This is a genomic window from Sorangium sp. So ce375 (assembly GCF_051473855.1).
In the GTDB taxonomy this organism is placed as follows: domain Bacteria; phylum Myxococcota_A; class Polyangia; order Polyangiales; family Polyangiaceae; genus Sorangium.
The window spans coordinates 13,037,432-13,054,003 of sequence record NZ_CP150335.1; the positions used below are offsets into that span (position 1 = coordinate 13,037,432).

Below are 16,572 nucleotides of genomic sequence, written 5' to 3' on the forward strand. Positions count from 1 at the left end.
GCCGCCTCAGGCCGCCTCGCGCAGCGTAGGGCCACCCCGCGCAGCGTCCAACGACGTCGCGCAGGGCGGCCTGACGCGGGATGTCAGGATTTCGTGGACGGCTTGGACGGGGAGATCGTGCGCCAGAGGAACGCGTAGACGTCCATCAGGTCGCGCGGGGCGAGGCCGCGCTCGCGCAGGCGACGCTCGAGCTCGCGCGCGAGCGATTGCATCCGGGCATACCCCTCGGCGCTCGGCGCGCGATCGTAGGCGAGGTTGAAGCCGAGCACGACCGCCTGCTTCTCGAAGAAGGAGGGCTTCACGAAGACGTGCTCGTCCGGGTAGACGAGCGCGCCGAGGATCGTGACGAGCGGCCACGTGACGACCTTGGCCGCGGCGAGCACGCCGGCCAGCCGGTCGAAGCGCGCGGCGTAGTCGCCCGCGCCGTAGAGGAGATCCACGACCGCCTCTGCGTAGGCGCGGTGGTGCTCGGCCGGCATCTTGTTGAACGGGATGAGATCGCCGAGGGGGTGCAGGAGGCCGGTCGCGGACTTGTGGACCTTGGCGATCCGCTCCATGAAATCGGTCACGTTGCCGGCCGCGAGCAGCGCCTCGAGCTCGCCCTTGGCGAGCAGCGCGCGCGCGGTCTCGATGGCGCCCTGCTTGAAGGCCTTGCTCTTCTTCTTCGCGACGCTCGCCGGGCCGTCGGCCCCCTCGCCCCCAACGGCGCCGCGCTCCTCGGCGATGAACTGCGGACCCCCGAACCCACCCTCGAACTGCGACTCGAAGCTCGCGACCTGCTCGTCGAAGTTCGTGAGCGGCGGCGCGACCACGCGGGCGCGCTGCTTCTTGGCGGCGGCCGACGGCCGGTCACGGAGCCCGCGGATCCTTGCCTCGAGCGCGCTCGCCTCGTCATCGCCGAGCTGCACCGGCTCGAGCTTCGACCAGAAAGCCTTGGCGATGGAGTGATTGTGGCCGTCCTCGAAATCGTAGAAGCGCTTTTCGTCGCGCTCCTCGACGAGGTATCCGAGTCCCCACTGGGGACACCCCGGGTGCTTGACGATGATCGGGGCAGAAGGTTCCGTTGAACGAGAGGTCGCCATAGGCGGCGCAGCCTACCCGATCTTGGGGCGACCGCACCCCGCTCCGGCGCCGCTTCTGGACTCGTGTTCAGGTGCGGCGCACGGGACGATGCGGGCAGGCCGGCCCTTCCGATCTCAGTTGACGTCGCGCGCCGACGAGGCGAGCGCGAGCTGCTGGAGCGCGAGCGCCTCGGTCACGCGGCGCACCCGCGCGCCGACATCGAGGGTCTCCAGCACCGTCTGCCGCTCGCGCGCGTCGAGGATGAGGTGGTGGGCGCAGAGATCCGCGATGACCGACGTGGCCGCGTCGCGCGGCAGCCGAAACTCGAAGTTGCCGTCCCGATCCCGGACGAGCGCCGCGAACGAGGCCGCGGTGGAGATGAGCGCGGCGTGATCCTGGGCCGACACCTCCCCGGGCTCGTCGTCGAGGACCGCCGCCGCGGCCGTGCGGTAGGGCGGCACGAAGGGGCGCTCCGCCAGTCGGACGCGGGCGCGGCCCCGCAGCACGATGTTGTAGCGGCCCCCCGGCAGCTCGGCGTGATCGATGATCTCGCCGGCGCCGGCCACCTCGGCGATGGCGGGGTGGCCGTGCGCGTCGATGGCGCGGCTGTCCGTGATGAGCACGACGGAGAGGATGCGGTGCGTCTCGAGGGCGTCGCGCACGAGCGCCCGGTAGCGCGGCTCGAAGATGTGGAGCGGCAGCAGGGCGCCGGGGAAGAGCACCGTCTGCGGCAGCGGGAACAGCGGGAGCTCGGGCAATGCCGCACTGAGGTCGCCCGGGCGCGGAGGCGTCGTATCCACGGGCCGCAGGGTAGCACGCGAGGGGGTCGGGTGTGGCGGCGCCACGTACATGCACATCGGGCTCGACAGTCCGTCGTCACCGGCCTGCGCTCTGCCAAGGTCGACAGAGGCGAGGGCGGCGAGCCCTCGGCCGAGCCGCTCGATCAGCCGAACATCTCGATGGCCGAGCCGGTGACGGCGTCGGGGGCGTCGAGCGCGGCGTACACGATGAGCTGCGCCACGTCGTCGGCGCTCATCTGCGGGGGGAACCCGCTCCCGACGAGCATGTCGGTGTCGACCGAGCCGGGGAGCACGGCGATGGACTGGAGCCCCGTCCCGCGCAGCTCCTCGGCCAGGCTCTTCGAGAAGCCGACGAGGCCCCACTTGGACGCGGCGTACGACGCGTTGCCGGGGGACGCGATGGTCGAGGAGATGCTGCCGACGTGCACGAGGCGGCCGCGCCTCTGCGCCAGCATGGCCGGGAGGAACGCGCGCGAGATGAGGTAGGGGCCGCGGAGGTTGACGGCCATCACCTCGTCCCAGGCGGCGGGCGCGGTCTCATGGACCTTCGCGCCGCGGCGCACGATGCCGGCGTTGTTGACGACGACGCGGGGCGCGCCGAGCCACGCCACCACCTCGGCGGAGGCGCGCGCCACCTGCTCGTCGGAGGCGACGTCGCACGGGACCGCCAGCGCGGCGACGTCGAGCCGGCGGACCTCGTCGGTGACCTCGTCGAGACGCGGGCTCGGGCGGCCGAGCAGCGCGACGGAGAAGCCGCGGCGCGCGAGCGCGAGCGCCGTCGCCCGGCCGATCCCGCGGCTCGGCCCGGTGACGACCGCGACGTCGGTCACGCCCTCCCCCCGGAGAGCGCGGCCAGGGCGAGATCGCGCTCGGGGCCCGGCTCGGCGAACACGCCGGCGACGGCGACGGTCTCGATGAGGGCGCCCGCCTTGCGCTCGCCGCGGGCGATGAGGCACGTGTGGGTCAGCGCGAGCTTGCACAGCGCGCCGCGCGCGCCGAGCTCGTGGACAAGGAGCTCGACGAGCTGCCCGCCGATGCGCTCCTGCAAGGTCAGCCGCCGAGCGAGCGCGTCGAGGACGTGCGCGAGCGTGCCGATGCCGGCGACCCGCGCGCCCGGCAGGTACGCGACGAGCCCGGTGCCGTGCCCCGGCAGCAGGTGGTGCGGGCACATCGTGGTCACGGCGAGGTCGCGCGCGACGACGAGGCCGCGCTCGAAGGGGCCTGTCTCCATCGCGCCCTCGCGGAGCACCGCGGCCGCGTCGATGGCCTCGCCTTCGATCAGGTCGTCGGCCCACGCGTCGGCGACCCGCTCGCCCGTGCCCGCGAGGTCCCCCTCGACGTCGCGCCCCAGGGCGCGGAGGAACTCCTCGATCGCCCGCGCCGCTCTCTTCCGATCGATCACGGGGACCTCGTCAGTTGAGCAGCTGCCGGCGCCTCTCGGCGGTGATCGGCCTGCGCCCGGCGTAGCCGGCCTCGAGCCCGTGATAGTGCTCCACGGCCGGCTCGCCGTAGCGCCAGCAGAGCCAGACGAGGGCGCCGTCGAGGCGCCCGTAGAAGTCGCAGAGGCCGATCCGCTGGTCCTTCACGACGACCCCGAGCTCCTCGACCTCCTGCCACCCGGACTCGTACGCGGCGATCTTCTCCGAGAGCTCGCGCTCGCGGGCCCGCGCCTGCTCGCTGCCGTTGCGCGCCATCTCGATGAGCTGATCGGGCGTCGCCGCCGGCTTCGGCACGGCCTGCACGAGCTCCTGCCAGCAGCGCTCGATATCGCTCGCCAGGGCGAGCTGCCGGCTGATCATCGACGAGAGCGTCGGGACGAGCGCGTTCGCTTCTTCGATCGTCCAGATGCGGGAAGTGCTCACGGAACCTCACCTGAAGGGCGGCGCGACGACCCGGTCATGCAGGGCCGGTAAGCGGAGGAGAGTGCGGTGTCAAGGGCTTCTCCGGAAGGAACCGCCGCGCGGGCGTGCCGCCGTACCGCCGGTGGCGCGGGCAGCGAGGGCCGGGTCGACGCGGGCGCGCGGCCAATGCGGGCGTGCGGGCCATGCGGGCGCGCGAGCCATGCGGGCGTGCGATCCGTGCGGGTGACGTGGGCGCGTGCTCGCGAACGACAGCCAGCGTGGCCGCGATCACCTGCGTCGCGCCCGTCCTCTCGACTCGGCAATGTGTTGCAAGCGGCGTTCTGCAAGCGATAAGCTCGCGCGGCGATCCTGTCGGATTGTGAGGCCGCCGCATGCGACTCCGGACGATGTCGGGCATCAAGCTATCGAATTGGCTCCTTGGCGGCTGGAGCGGGCTCGTCCTCCTCTACCTGTATCTGCCGATCCTGCTCCTCGTCGCCTACTCGTTCAACGACTCGCGGATGAGCGTGGTGTGGGAGGGGTTCACCTTCAAATGGTATCGGCAGCTCTTCGGCGAGCTCGTCGCCCACCTCGGCGACGAGCGCCGGTCGCCGCTCATCGAGTCGCTGAGCAACAGCGTGATCATCGCCGCGATCACGACGGCGTTCTCGGTGGCCCTCGGCACGGCGGGCGCCTTCCTGCTCTACAGGTACAGGTTCCCCGCGCTCCGGTCGATCACGACGCTGATCTTCATTCCCATGATCATCCCGGAGATCATCATGGGGATCAGCCTGCTCATCTTCTTCAAGACGGTGGAGCTCGATCTCGGGTTCACGACGGTCATCATCTCGCACGTCACCTTCTGTTTCCCGTTCGTGCTGATCGCCGTCCAGGCGCGGCTCGCGGGGCTCGACCCGTCGCTCGAGGAGGCCGCCCTGGACCTCGGGGCGACGCCGCTCAAGGCGTTCTTCCTGATCTTGGTGCCTTACCTTCTGCCCGCGATCATCTCCGGTGCGCTGATGTCGTTCACGCTGTCGATGGACGAGCTCATCGTCACCTACTTCACGCGCGGGCCCAAGTCCGAGACGTTGCCGATCAAGGTGTTCGGCATGGCGAAGGTCGGTCTGAACCCGATGCTGAACACGATCTCGACGGTGTTCATCGTGGCGACCGCGATGCTGGTCGTGATCGCCGAGTCGCTGAAGGGCACCGCGAAGCGGCTCCCCGACGAGGGCTGAAGGGGAGCGGCGCGCGGCGCGAACGCGGCCGCCTGCGCCGGCGCAGGCGAGACAAGGAAAAGGCCAATGAAACGCATCTCAGCGCTCTTGATACTGATGTTCGTCCCCCTCCTCTGCCTCCTCGGCTGCGGGAAGAAGGAGAGCCCGGCGCCGCAGCAGGCGGCCGCCTCGGGGAGCGCCCCGGCGCCCGAGCCGAAGGCCGGCGGCGAGCTCAACCTCTTCGGGTGGTCCGAGTACGTCCCGCAGGAGGTCCTGGACGGCTTCACCAAGGAGACGGGGATCAAGGTCAATTACGAGACCTACGCCTCGAACGAGGAGATGCTGTCGAAGCTCCTCGCGGGGAGCACCCGGTACGACCTCATCCAGCCCTCGGAGTACGCGGTCGAGGCGCTCATCAAGCAGAAGAAGCTGCAGCCGCTCGACCATGCGCGCGTCCCGAACCTGAAGAACATCGCGCCCGCGTTCAGGAACCAGCCGCACGACCCGGAGCTCAAGTACTCGGTCCCGTGGATGGGCACGGTCGTGGGCATCGTCGTCAACACCCAGAAGGTGAAGGAGCCCGTGAAGGGCTTCAAGGACGTGTTCCAGCCGAAGTACAAGGGGCGCATCGTGGCCCTGAACGACAACCGCGAGCTCGTCTCCTGGGTCATGGTGACGATGGGGATGAACCCCAACGACGTCACGCCCGAGAACCTCGCGAAGGTCAAGCCGACCCTGGCGGAGTGGATCAAGCTCGTGAAGGTGTTCGACTCCGACAGCCCGAAGACGGCGCTGCTCAACGGCGACGTCGACGTCGGCGTGATCTGGAGCGGGGAGGCGGCCCTGCTCTACCAGGAGGACAAGAGCAAGTTCCAGTTCGTCCTGCCGCTCGAGGGGACGCACAAGGCGATCGACAGCCTGGCGATCCCCGACAGCGCCCAGAACAAGATCGGCGCGGAGATGTTCATCAACTACATCCTCCGCCCGGAGGTCAGCAAGCTCATCTCGGACAAGTTCCCCTACACGAACCCGAACGCGGAGGCGCGCAAGCTGCTCACGCCGGAGCAGCTCGCGAACCCGGCGAGCTACCCGCCCATCGCGGGGATGGAGACCTTCCACGACATCGGCAAGGCGGCCGCGGACGTGGACAAGCTGGTGACCGACCTCAAGGCGTCGGAGTGAGCGGCGGAGCGTCATGAACACGGCCACCGGGCAGATCGTCGAGTTCCAGGGCGCCCAGCGGAGGCCGGGCGCCTTCGGCTGGCTGCTGCTCGCCCCGCTCTTGCTCTGGCTCTTCGCCTTCGTCGTGGCGCCCACCGCGATCATGCTCGTCTACAGCTTCTGCGAGCGGGACGAGCTCGGGCAGGTGGTCTTCGAGTTCTCGCTGTCGAGCTACGCGCGCGTCTTCGATCCGACCTACCTCAAGATCCTTGTGAGCTCGATCAAGTACGCCGCCATCACCACGGTGATCTGCCTCATCGCGGGATATCCGGTGGCGTACTTCATCGGGCGCGCCCGCGAGGGCGTCCGGAACAGGCTGCTCATGCTGGTGATGGTGCCGTTCTGGACGAGCTTCCTCATCAGGACGTATGCCTGGATGTCCATCCTCAAATCGGAGGGGCTCCTCAACGGGCTGCTCCTCTACCTGCACATCATCTCGGCGCCGCTCGACATCATGTACACGCCGACGGCGGTGGTCATCGGCCTCGTTTACTCGTACTTGCCGTTCATGATCCTGCCCATTTACGGGAGCGTCGAGAAGCTCGATAACGCCCTGATCGAGGCCGCGTTCGATCTCGGCGCGGGGCCCGTGTCCGCGTTCTCGCACGTCATCGTCCCGCTCACCCGGCCGGGCATCCTCGCGGGCGTCCTGCTCGTGTTCATCCCGGCGCTCGGGATGTTCGCGATCACCGATCTCATGGGGGGCTCGCGCGTGCCCATGATCGGCAACGTCATCCAGAACCAGTTCGGCCAGGCGCGCGACTGGCCTTTCGGCGCGGCGCTCGGCATGGCGCTCCTGCTCCTGTTCTCGCTGTTCTTCCTGCTCGGCCTGCGCAAGGAGCCGGAGGCCTGATGCGGCGCTGTGCCGCGGGGCGCCGCGCCGCTCCTCTGCGCTGCTCCCCGGCGCCTCGCTGCGCTTCCCCCGCCCGTTCCTCTCGTTACCGGCCCTCCAAGGTGAATCGATGGATGTGATGGTCGAGCTCCGCGCGGTCTCCAAGCGATTCGGCGGCTTCCACGCCGTGAGCGAGGTCGACCTCCAGATCAGGGCGGGCGAGTTCATCACCCTCCTCGGCCCCTCGGGGTGCGGCAAGACGACGCTGCTCCGGATGATCTCGGGCTTCGAGACGCCGACGAGCGGCGCTGTCTTGTTGGAGGGGAAGGACGTCACGGACGAGCCGCCCTACCGCCGCGACGTGAACCAGGTGTTCCAGAGCTACGCCCTGTTCCCTCACATGACCGTGAAGGAGAACATCGGCTTCGGGCTGCGGATGAAGAAGGTGCCCCGGGCGGAGATCGCCGAGCGGGTCCAGGCCGCGGTCGCGATGGTGTCGCTCGGGGGCATGGAGCAGCGCAAGCCGGCGCAGCTGTCCGGCGGGCAGCGGCAGCGGGTCGCGCTCGCGCGGGCCATCGTCTGCCGCCCGAAGGTCCTGCTGCTCGACGAGCCCCTCTCCGCGCTGGACGCGAAGCTCCGGCACGCCATGCAGGTGGAGCTCAAGGCGCTGCAAAAGCAGCTCGGGATCACCTTCGTGTTCGTGACCCACGACCAGGAAGAGGCGCTCACCATGAGCGACCGCATCGCCGTGATCAACAAGGGCCGGATCGAGCAGCTCGGCGACGCATCGCAGATCTACCACCGCCCCAAGACGACGTTCGTCGCGAACTTCATCGGCCAGGCCAACATCCTCCGCGCGACCGTCCTCTCGCGGAGCGGCGATCGCGCGCGGGTCCGGCTCGACGGGGGGCTCGAGCTCCTCGTCAACGCCGAGCACCTGGCGGACGGGGCAGGGAGCACCCTTGTCTCCATCCGACCGGAGAAGATCGCGCTCCGCAGGGAGCCGCAGGGCGCGCCGGAGAACCGCTTCGAGGCCAGCGTCGAGGACGAGCTGTTCAAGGGCGCCACCGACCAGCTGCGCCTCCGGACCGAGGCCGGCCTCGTGCTGACGGCGGTGGTGGCGAACGAGAGCTCCGGCCAGGCGGCGCTGCACGCCGGAGACAGGGTGTTCTGCCACCTCCACCCCGACGACATCGTGATCGTCCACGAGGGGTGATCCCCGCGGGTCGGTCGTCGCGCCGGTGTGGCACCGGGGCGTCGTGAACCGCCGTTCTCAGCCGGACGCGGCCGCATGGAAGTCGGCCTCGGACAAGGCGTACGATGGAGGGCATGCTGCTTGCCAATCGGCCTCGCATGCCCCGACGGTCGCTTGCGCTTGCTCTTCCTTCGGTCCTCCTCTCGCTCTCCGGCGACGCCCTCGCCGCGGGGGCGTGGCTGCCCGGCGCCGGACAGGCGTCGGTCGAACAACGCGTCGCGGTCGCGGCCGGACCGGAGCGCACGACGCTCTGGACGAGCCTGCGTTTCCAGGGCGCGCGCGGGCCCGTGGCCCTCGTCGTGCCGGTGCCGCCGCTCGCCGCGCTCGACACGAGCTCGGACGCGTGGTTCGAGGCGCTCGAGGCGGCGACGGCGCCCCGCGTGCTCCCGCCGCAGGGCGTCGACCCGTACTGCCCCGGTGAAGCGGGCGCGCCGGGCCCCTTCGAGACGGTCGGACGGCTCGCGCACGACGCGACGCTCGAGCCGGTCGAGGTGACGGTGCTCGAGGACGCCGACGCGGTCGCGCGGTGGGCGGCGTCGGCCGGGCTCGCGCTCTCTTCCGAGACGGCCGCGCAGCTCGGTGGCCTGCAGGGGATGCGGTTCGCGGCGGCCCGCTTCGACGCTCCCGGTGGCGCGGCGGTCACGAGGACGCTGCGCATCGCCATGGGCGGCGGCGAGCCGCTCTTGCCGCTGTCGCTGGCCGGGGCGGGCGCGGGCGACGTGCAGGTGACGGCGTGGCTCCTCGGCGACGGCCGGGGCGCGCTCTCGGGCGCGGCGCCGGTCACGCTCCCGCCGGCCTCGCTCCGCTGGGACGCGAGCGCGCAGCGCAGCGATTACGCGGAGCTCCGCGCCGAGGCCCTCGGCCAGGCGGGGCCCCACGGGGCGCTCGTCGAGGGCGCGGGCCACGAGGCGCTGAGCCGCCGCGTCTCCCTCGGCAGCGACAGCGTGGACAGCGTGATCGAGGCCTATTTTGCGCGCGCGAGCGCATACGGCGACATCGGCGATGCGCCGGGGACATGCGCCGCGGTGGCCGCGGCCGCGCTGGAGTCGACCCTCAAGGTCGCCGCGAGCTGCCCGCGCGCCGCGCACGGCGTGGTCGACGGCGCGCCGGCGTGCGAGGAGTCGCCCCGGAGGGACGAGACCGATCCCGAGCTCCTGCGCTGCGGCCCGGCCGCCGACGATCTCGCGGTCGGGCTCTCGGGGCTCTCGCCGTCGTCCGTGTGGCTCACCCGCGTCTCGCTCCGGCTCGCGGCCGGGCAGCCCGGCGCGGACTGGCCGCTGGTCTTCGGGCAGGGGCCCGCCGTCTCGCCGATCGTGAGGGCCGGGAGCGTCCGCGTGGACGAGTGCTCCGGCGAGGGCGGCGCGGGCGGCGATCCCGGCGGCTCGTCGGGCGTGGGCGGGCCCGATGGCCTGGGCGGCGGGCCGAGCAGCAGCGGATCGAGCGTGACCGGCGGCTCGTCGGGCGCCGGGGATCGGGACGACGACGACCACTACGACGAGCCGGAGACCGACGTGGGCTGCGGCTGCTCCGGCACCGCCGATACGGTGGTCGTGGATGAGGTCGATCCGCAGGGCGAGGACGTCGACGACGACGAGTACTACGCGGAGGACGACGGCTGCAGCGGCGATACGAGCGAGCCGGCGCCCGAGGAGGATGAGTACTACGCGGAGGACGACGGCTGCAGCGGCGACACGAGCGAGTCCGAGGACGAGTACTACGCGGAGGACGACGGCTGCAGCGGCGACACGAGCGAGTCCGAGGACGAGTACTACGCGGAGGACGACGGCTGCAGCGGGGACACCGACGACTCCGCCGAGGCCGACTCGGAGGACTGCTCGATCGCGGGAGAGCGGCAGTCGAGCGCCCGGAAGAAGCGGGGGCCGAAGCTGTCGGTGATGGCGCTCGGGATGTTCGCGATGATCGCGCCCCTCCGGCGCGCGAGCCGGCCGCGGAGGCGCGGCGGGCGGTAGGCCGCGCGGCGTCGTTCCGGGAGGGGGCCGCACCGGAGGGGCGGTTCCCGTGGCATACTCCCGGGCGAGGTCATGACGTGAACGCGCCCGCCCGCAGGCTCTCCTTCACCTATGCCGAGTACCTCGAGCAGGAGCGGGCGAGCCCGACCAAGCACGAGTTCCTCGGCGGTGAGATCTTCGACATGGCCGGCGGCACGCCGGAGCACGCGCGGCTCGCGGCGCGGGTGACCGTGGCGCTCGGCGCGCAGCTCGGCCGGCGCCCCTGCGAGGTGTTCTCGTCCGATCTCCGCGTGCGCGTACACGCGACCGGCCTCGCCACCTACCCCGACGTGAGCGTCGTCTGCGGCCACATCGCGCGCGATCCCGAGGACAAGGACGCGGTGGTCAACCCGATGGTGCTGGTCGAGGTGCTGTCGGACTCCTCGGAGGCGTACGATCGAGGAGAGAAATTCGCGCACTACCGCCGAATCCCCTCGCTGAAGGAATACGTCCTGGTCTCCCAGGCGCACCGGAGGATCGAGGTCTTCCGGCGCAACGAGGACGGCTCGTGGACGCTCTACGAGGCCGGGCCCGGCGAGCGCGCGCGGCTCGCCTCGATCGACGGCGTGCTCGATGTCGACGAGGTGTACCGCGGCGCGCTCGACGCCTCCGCGGCGGTCTGAGCGGCCGTCGTTCCACGGAGAGTCGTTCCACGGAGAGCTGATGCGCGACGTCCGGATGCGTGGTTTTCGCGAGCACACGGCGGTCGATCGTGCGCTCGAGGTCCTGGAGCGACGGATCCTGCGGCTCGGTGACGAGCTGGTCCCGATCGGCGAGGCGGCCGGGCGGGTGGCGGCGGAGCCCGTGCGCGCGCGGGTCAACGTGCCGCACTTCGTCCGCGCGGCGATGGACGGCTATGCGCTGCTCGGCGCGGCGACCGCCGGCGCGGCCCCTCTCGCGCCGGTGGAGCTCGCGCTCGTGGGCGCGTCGTTCCCCGGGCGCCCGCACGCTGGCGTGATCCGCCGGGGCGAGGCCGTGCGGATCACGACCGGCGCGCCGGTGCCGGAGGGGGCGGACGCGGTGCTGATGGCGGAGCGCGCGGAGGAGGCCGCGGGCCGCGACGGGGCGGCGGTCGTGCGGGCGCGCGAGCCCGTGCCGTCCGGCAAGCACGTCGCTGCGATCGGCGAGGACGTGCTGGAGGGCGCGGAGGTCGTGCCCGCGGGGCGCCGGCTGCGCCCGCAGGACGTCGGCGTGCTCGCCTCGACCGGGGTCGCCGAGGTGCGCGTTGTGCGGAGGCCTTCGGTGCGCATCCTGATCACGGGCGACGAGCTCCTGCCGCCGGGGAGCGTGCCGAGCGGGGCGTGCATCGTCGACACGAACAGCCTGGTGCTCTCGGCGCTCGCCCGCCGCGACGGCGCGGAGGACATCTCGGTCGCGTACGTCCCCGATCGGCGCGAGGCGGTGCGCAGCGCCCTCGAGGCGGCGGGCGGGGACGTGGTGCTGATCTCCGGCGGATCGTCGGTCGGATCGGAGGACCATGCGCCGCTCGTCCTTGCGGAGCTGGGCGAGGTGGTCGTCCACGGCGTCGCGATGCGCCCTGCGAAGCCGGCCGGGTTCGGCTTCCTGGCCGGAGGGCGGGCGGTGTTCCTGCTGCCGGGCAACCCGGTGTCGTGCCTCTGCGCCTACGAGTTCTTCGCCGGCCCGTCGATCCGCGCCCTCGGCGGCCTGTCCCGCGCGTGGCCGCACCGGCGGCGGCGGTGCGTGGTGGCGATCGAGATCGTCTCCCAGCCCGGGCGCGTCGATTACGTGAGGGTGCGTGTCGAGGGAGATCGGGTGTTTCCGATCGCGACGAGCGGCGCGTCCATCCTGTCGTCGACGACGCGCGCGGACGGCGTGGTCATCGTGCAGGCCGAGGACGCGGCGATCGGCGCGGGCGCCGAGGTCGAGGTGCTGCTCTACGACGCGTGAGGCGAGGATCAGCGGGGGCTGCCGCCGGGCGGAACCGTGTACAAGTCACGTTGGAGTGCTTCAACAAGACGCTGAGCCTGGTCCGGTGGACATCAACGCGGTTGCCTCGTGATGCGTCACCTGCGTTGCCCGCGCGGCGCGTCCGTTTCAAATTTCCGAGGTCCGGGACCATGAAACCGCTTCGTTTCGAGAGGGCCGGTCCGCGCTTGAGGGGCAGTGGAGAACGAACGCCGCCAACGGTGAAAGAATCCATCGGCAGCGGTCTTCTCTGCGCGCCATCCTGGGCCGAATCCTGGATGCCAGGCACCCAAGATGCGATAAGTTAGGCCTCGGCGCTGAGCTCTTTGCGGGCGAGGTTCGTCCTGTCGGCACCGCACTACCGGCTCCCCAATTCCGCTCTTCTGTTCTGATCGCGACCGGGCGCGACGAGGTAATGACCATGACCCAGATGAACCGCACACTCCGAGGCACTGCCACATTCCTACTCCTCCCATTTCTCGCCCTGCTCGCTGCGTCGGGTTGTGGCGAGTCCTCTTCGCCTGGCGCGACCGGTGAGGTCGATAACACCGGAGGGGCCGGTCCCGGGACCGGAGGCGCCTCGACGGGCAGCACGGGCAGCACGAACGCGGGAACCGGAGGCGCCTCGACGAGCAGCACGAACGCGGGAACCGGAGGCGACTCGACGGGTAGCACGAGCGCGGGAGCCGGAGGCGACGCGACGGGCGCGACCGGAACGGGCGGCGGCGGGGCAGGCACCGGCGGCGCGCCGAGCTCGGGTCCGACGTTCCACATCTTCATGCTCATGGGCCAGTCGAACATGGCCGGCGTCGCACCCAAACAGGCCAGTGACCAGAACTCCGACCAGCGGCTCAAGGTCCTCGGCGGATGCAACCAGCCGGCCGGACAGTGGAACTTGGCCAATCCGCCGCTCAGCGATTGCCCTGGTGAATCGCGAATCAACCTGTCGACGTCGGTCGACCCAGGCATATGGTTCGGCAAGACCCTGCTCGGAAAGTTGCGTGAGGGGGACACGATCGGGTTGATCGGTACTGCTGAGAGCGGTGAGTCGATCAACACGTTCATCTCAGGTGGCTCACATCACCAGACGATCTTGAACAAGATCGCCAAGGCGAAGACGGCCGAGAATGCGCGCTTCGCGGGCATCATCTTCCACCAGGGTGAGACCGACAACGGCCAGAGCTCATGGCCCGGCAAGGTCGTTCAGCTCTATAACGAGGTGAAGGCAGCCTGGGGTGTCGACTACGACGTTCCCTTCATCCTCGGGGAGCTGCCTGCGGGCGGATGTTGCAGCGGGCACAACAACCTCGTGCACCAGGCGGCCGACATGCTGCCCGAGGGATACTGGGTCAGTCAGGAGGGGACCAAGGTCATGGATCAGTACCACTTCGATCATGCGGGCGTCGTCCTCATGGGCACGCGTTATGGTGAGAAGATGATCGAAGCTCTGGGGTGGTGACGAAGCGGCGCTCGGCGAGCGTCCGCGCAACCGAGGCCGCTCGAATCCCCTGGGTTCGAGCGGCCTTTCTCGCTTTCGAGGCGGGGGCTCGAGCGGTCCCGGGCCCTTCCGTCTACCGTGCCGAAGCAGAGCGGCCGTATCCTCGGGCAAACGCATGACCCTCCGCCTCCCTTTCTTCCTCATGATCGCTCTCGCGTGGCTGACGAGCTGCAGCGACGGCGAGCGCCCCTCGACTCCCGAGGCGTCGACCGCCTCAGGCTCAGGCGGGGGCGCCTCCGCAGGCGGCGCGGGCCCCGGCGGCGGCAGCTCGGGCGCGACGACCTCCGAGGCCACCGGCGCGGGCGGCGGCGCGGCGAGCAGCGTCGCGGCGACCACCGGCGTGACGACGGCCGGCGGCGGCGGGGCTGAGCCCGTCGCGCCGGGGATCGTCAAGCTCTCCGAGGGAAAGCTCGCGGAGTCGGGGCTCACCGTGGTGTCCTACGGCGGCTACCTGAACGGCGAGTCGTTCCAGCAGGACGCGATCGTGTCGTTCGGCGTTTTCCAGTACACCGCCTTCTGGAACACGAACCGCAACGTCGTCCTCGCGCGACGGCGGCTGCCGACGAGCCCCGGCGGAGCGGCCGGCGCCTGGGAGAAGTTCGATTTCAAGGATTACAAGCTGAGCGCCGACGACGCCCACAACACGATCTCCCTCGGGATCGCGCCCGGCGACGGCACGCTGCACCTCGCGTTCGATCACCACGGCAGCGACCTGCACTACCGCCGCTCGGTCACCGGTCTGCTGACCGACCCGGAAGGCGCGACCTGGGCCGCATCGAGCTTCGGCGCCGTCTCGAGCGCGCTGGTCGGAGCGACGCGCGTGTCCCTCGTGACCTATCCGCGGTTCGTCACCGAGCCCGGCGGGGACAGGCTCCTCCTGAGCGCCCGGATCGGCGAGAGCGGCAGCGGCGACGAGCACCTGTGGGAATACGACACCGCGACGCACGCCTGGACCGCGCTCGGCGAGTACATCGAGGGCACCGACGCCAGCATGAACGCCTACCTGCACGGCCTCTCGTACACGCGCGGCGGCTCGCGCCTGCACGCGGCGTGGTGCTGGCGGGACACGCCCGACGCGACGACAAACCACGATCTCCTGTACGTCTACAGCGACGATCACGGGCGCACCTGGAAGAACAACATGGGCGCCACGGTCGCGACGACCGGCGCCTCCTTCGTGACACGGAGCACGACGGGCCTCTCCGTGTGGCCCATCGGTCAGAACCGAGGGCTCATCAACCAGGAGCACATGACGGTCGACGCGAGCGGCCGCGTCCATGTGCTGCTCTCGCACCTTCCCGACGCCGAGGCCGACAATTCGAACTTCACGAACGCCCGGTCGCGCAGCGAGTTCTTCCATTACCTCCGCGACACCGACGGGACGTGGGCGCGCCACGGCATCGGCCTGCGGGTAATCCAGAACTTCCGGGGCAAGCTCGCGGTCTCCTCCACCGAGAACGTCTATGCGATCCTCCCCGATCTCCGTATCGCCGGCGCCTCCCCGAGCGACGGTTACGCGACCTGGACGCTGCTCGACGCCGCCGACTCGGGCCGGTTCTTCTCCGATCCCCTGATCGACGCCGCCCGGCTCGAGACCTCGGACGAGCTCACCGTGTACTACCCGGCGCGGGGCTCCGTGGACATCTGGGGCCTGGAGTACACGCTCCGCTGAGCCGCGTCCGTATCGGACGAGCCGCGACCTGAGCTGAGCAGTCCAATCAGAGCGGCGACCCCTGTCACATGGGGACGCGCCTCGCGATCGCTCCGGCTCAGGCACGCTCGGTGCTCGCCCTGACGCGCGGTCTTGCCGGTGGCGAGGGCGTGCACTGCCGCGAACGCCGCGGCGGCCAGGGACACTCGCGCAGCGAGGCCCGGTGCGCTCCCGCCAGGAGGAGCGTTACCCATGAACCCGGATGCGTTCGTCAAGCGCGGATTCGCACTCATCCTCGGAGGAATGGTCGCGGTCTCCGCGTATTTTCAGGCCTCCGGGGTCTCTCATCTCATCGCCTACCAGATCGCGGGAGACGGCGTCGCTTCCGCCCCCCTCGTGACCGAGCGTGTCGAGGCGCCGCTCTCCGAGGATCCCGCGCCGACCGCGGCGCCGATCCTGGAGCGCAACCCGTTCGACTCGACGACAGGGCCGCTCGTGCCCCCGCCAGACGCCGCGCCCGCCGGCTCGGCAGACCTCGCGCATCTCGACCCCTACCTCGCTCCACCGTGCGATACGGGCCGCGTCGTGCTGATCGCCGTGTCCGAGGACCCTGAATGGTCGTTCGCCGCCTTCGAGAGCGAAGGCGGACGTACGGCGCTCGGGCGCCGAGGCGGAGAGATCGGCGGCAGGAAGGTCGAGGGCATCGCCTGGGATCGGGTGTGGATGACCTCGGGGGGCACGCGCTGCCAGATGCAGCTCGGCAAGAAGGGCGGAGAGGGCGGCAAGAAGGAGCCCGAGCCGCAGGCGGCCGCGCCGGCTCCGCCCCGCGCGACCTACCGCACGGGCGGCAGGAGCGATGTTCCGCCCGAGATCGCCTCGCGCATGCAGCGCGTGAGCGACACCGAGATCGACATCGATCGCTCGGCCGCCGAGAAGATCTTCGCGCAGCCCGAGATCGTGACGCAGACCTCGGCGGCAATACCGGAGATGCGGGACAACCAGGTGGTCGGGCTGAAGATGACGATCAAGCCGGGCTCGGTGCTCGAGTCGTTCGGGCTGCAGAGCGGCGATCTCGTGCGGTCGGTCAACAGCATCGACCTGACCGACCCACAGAAGGCCATGCTGGCCTACTCGCGCATGCGCTCCGACAAGAGCCTTTCCGTCGTCGTCGAGCGCGACGGCCGCCCGTTGAGGCTCAGGGTCAACATCCGCTGAAACAAGGCGCTGGCCCCGGCCGGCAACGGCGCGTCGCGCTGGAGC

The 16,572-nt window shown here is 70.6% G+C and carries 15 protein-coding genes; 10 read left to right on the plus strand and 5 right to left on the minus strand.

Annotation, left to right across the window (positions count from 1 at the left end):
• Positions 1-83: 83 nt before the first annotated feature.
• The 5 genes from WME90_RS48510 to WME90_RS48530 form a co-directional block, all read right to left on the minus strand.
• Positions 84-1,082, minus strand: coding sequence for a hypothetical protein (locus WME90_RS48510; protein ID WP_437278930.1), 999 nt, complete (start codon positions 1,080-1,082; stop codon positions 84-86).
• 114 nt (positions 1,083-1,196) lie between these two features.
• Positions 1,197-1,862: an LON peptidase substrate-binding domain-containing protein gene (locus WME90_RS48515; RefSeq protein WP_437278931.1), complete on the minus strand. Its 666-nt coding sequence runs from the start codon at positions 1,860-1,862 to the stop codon at positions 1,197-1,199.
• A 143-nt stretch (positions 1,863-2,005) separates the two neighbouring features.
• Positions 2,006-2,692, minus strand: coding sequence for an SDR family NAD(P)-dependent oxidoreductase (locus WME90_RS48520; protein ID WP_437278932.1), 687 nt, complete (start codon positions 2,690-2,692; stop codon positions 2,006-2,008).
• The gene (gene folE, locus WME90_RS48525; protein WP_437278933.1) at positions 2,689-3,264 is read right to left on the minus strand and encodes a GTP cyclohydrolase I; all 576 of its coding nucleotides are present in this window, start codon (positions 3,262-3,264) and stop codon (positions 2,689-2,691) included. The genes WME90_RS48520 and folE overlap by 4 nt, the downstream gene beginning before the upstream one ends.
• Positions 3,265-3,274: 10 nt before the next feature.
• On the minus strand, positions 3,275-3,724 hold the full coding sequence (locus WME90_RS48530; RefSeq protein WP_437278934.1) for a DUF2203 domain-containing protein: 450 nt from the start codon (positions 3,722-3,724) through the stop codon (positions 3,275-3,277).
• A gap of 371 nt (positions 3,725-4,095) precedes the next feature.
• Between WME90_RS48530 and WME90_RS48535 the strand changes: the two genes are divergently transcribed.
• From WME90_RS48535 to gspC, 10 genes are all read left to right on the plus strand, one after another.
• On the plus strand, positions 4,096-4,941 hold the full coding sequence (locus WME90_RS48535) for an ABC transporter permease (protein WP_437278935.1): 846 nt from the start codon (positions 4,096-4,098) through the stop codon (positions 4,939-4,941).
• Between the two features lie 66 nt (positions 4,942-5,007).
• Positions 5,008-6,102 carry an extracellular solute-binding protein gene (locus WME90_RS48540; protein ID WP_437278936.1) on the plus strand — a complete coding sequence of 365 codons (1,095 nt, stop codon included), beginning with the start codon at positions 5,008-5,010 and terminating at the stop codon, positions 6,100-6,102.
• Between the two features lie 13 nt (positions 6,103-6,115).
• On the plus strand, positions 6,116-6,994 hold the full coding sequence (locus WME90_RS48545) for an ABC transporter permease (RefSeq protein WP_437278937.1): 879 nt from the start codon (positions 6,116-6,118) through the stop codon (positions 6,992-6,994).
• Positions 6,995-7,103: 109 nt separating this feature from the next.
• Positions 7,104-8,189 carry an ABC transporter ATP-binding protein gene (locus WME90_RS48550; protein WP_437278938.1) on the plus strand — a complete coding sequence of 362 codons (1,086 nt, stop codon included), beginning with the start codon at positions 7,104-7,106 and terminating at the stop codon, positions 8,187-8,189.
• Between the two features lie 113 nt (positions 8,190-8,302).
• Entirely contained in the window at positions 8,303-10,198 is a 1,896-nt protein-coding gene (locus WME90_RS48555) for a DUF2330 domain-containing protein (RefSeq protein ID WP_437278939.1), read from the plus strand.
• 77 nt (positions 10,199-10,275) lie between these two features.
• Positions 10,276-10,860: a Uma2 family endonuclease gene (locus WME90_RS48560; protein ID WP_437278940.1), complete on the plus strand. Its 585-nt coding sequence runs from the start codon at positions 10,276-10,278 to the stop codon at positions 10,858-10,860.
• A 40-nt stretch (positions 10,861-10,900) separates the two neighbouring features.
• Positions 10,901-12,145, plus strand: a complete 1,245-nt coding sequence (locus tag WME90_RS48565) for a molybdopterin molybdotransferase MoeA (RefSeq protein ID WP_437278941.1) — start codon at positions 10,901-10,903, stop codon at positions 12,143-12,145.
• A 439-nt stretch (positions 12,146-12,584) separates the two neighbouring features.
• Positions 12,585-13,622: a sialate O-acetylesterase gene (locus WME90_RS48570; RefSeq protein ID WP_437278942.1), complete on the plus strand. Its 1,038-nt coding sequence runs from the start codon at positions 12,585-12,587 to the stop codon at positions 13,620-13,622.
• Between the two features lie 154 nt (positions 13,623-13,776).
• Positions 13,777-15,333 carry a BNR repeat-containing protein gene (locus WME90_RS48575; RefSeq protein ID WP_437278943.1) on the plus strand — a complete coding sequence of 519 codons (1,557 nt, stop codon included), beginning with the start codon at positions 13,777-13,779 and terminating at the stop codon, positions 15,331-15,333.
• 231 nt (positions 15,334-15,564) lie between these two features.
• Entirely contained in the window at positions 15,565-16,527 is a 963-nt protein-coding gene (gspC, locus tag WME90_RS48580) for a type II secretion system protein GspC (RefSeq protein ID WP_437278944.1), read from the plus strand.
• Positions 16,528-16,572: the final 45 nt, after the last annotated feature.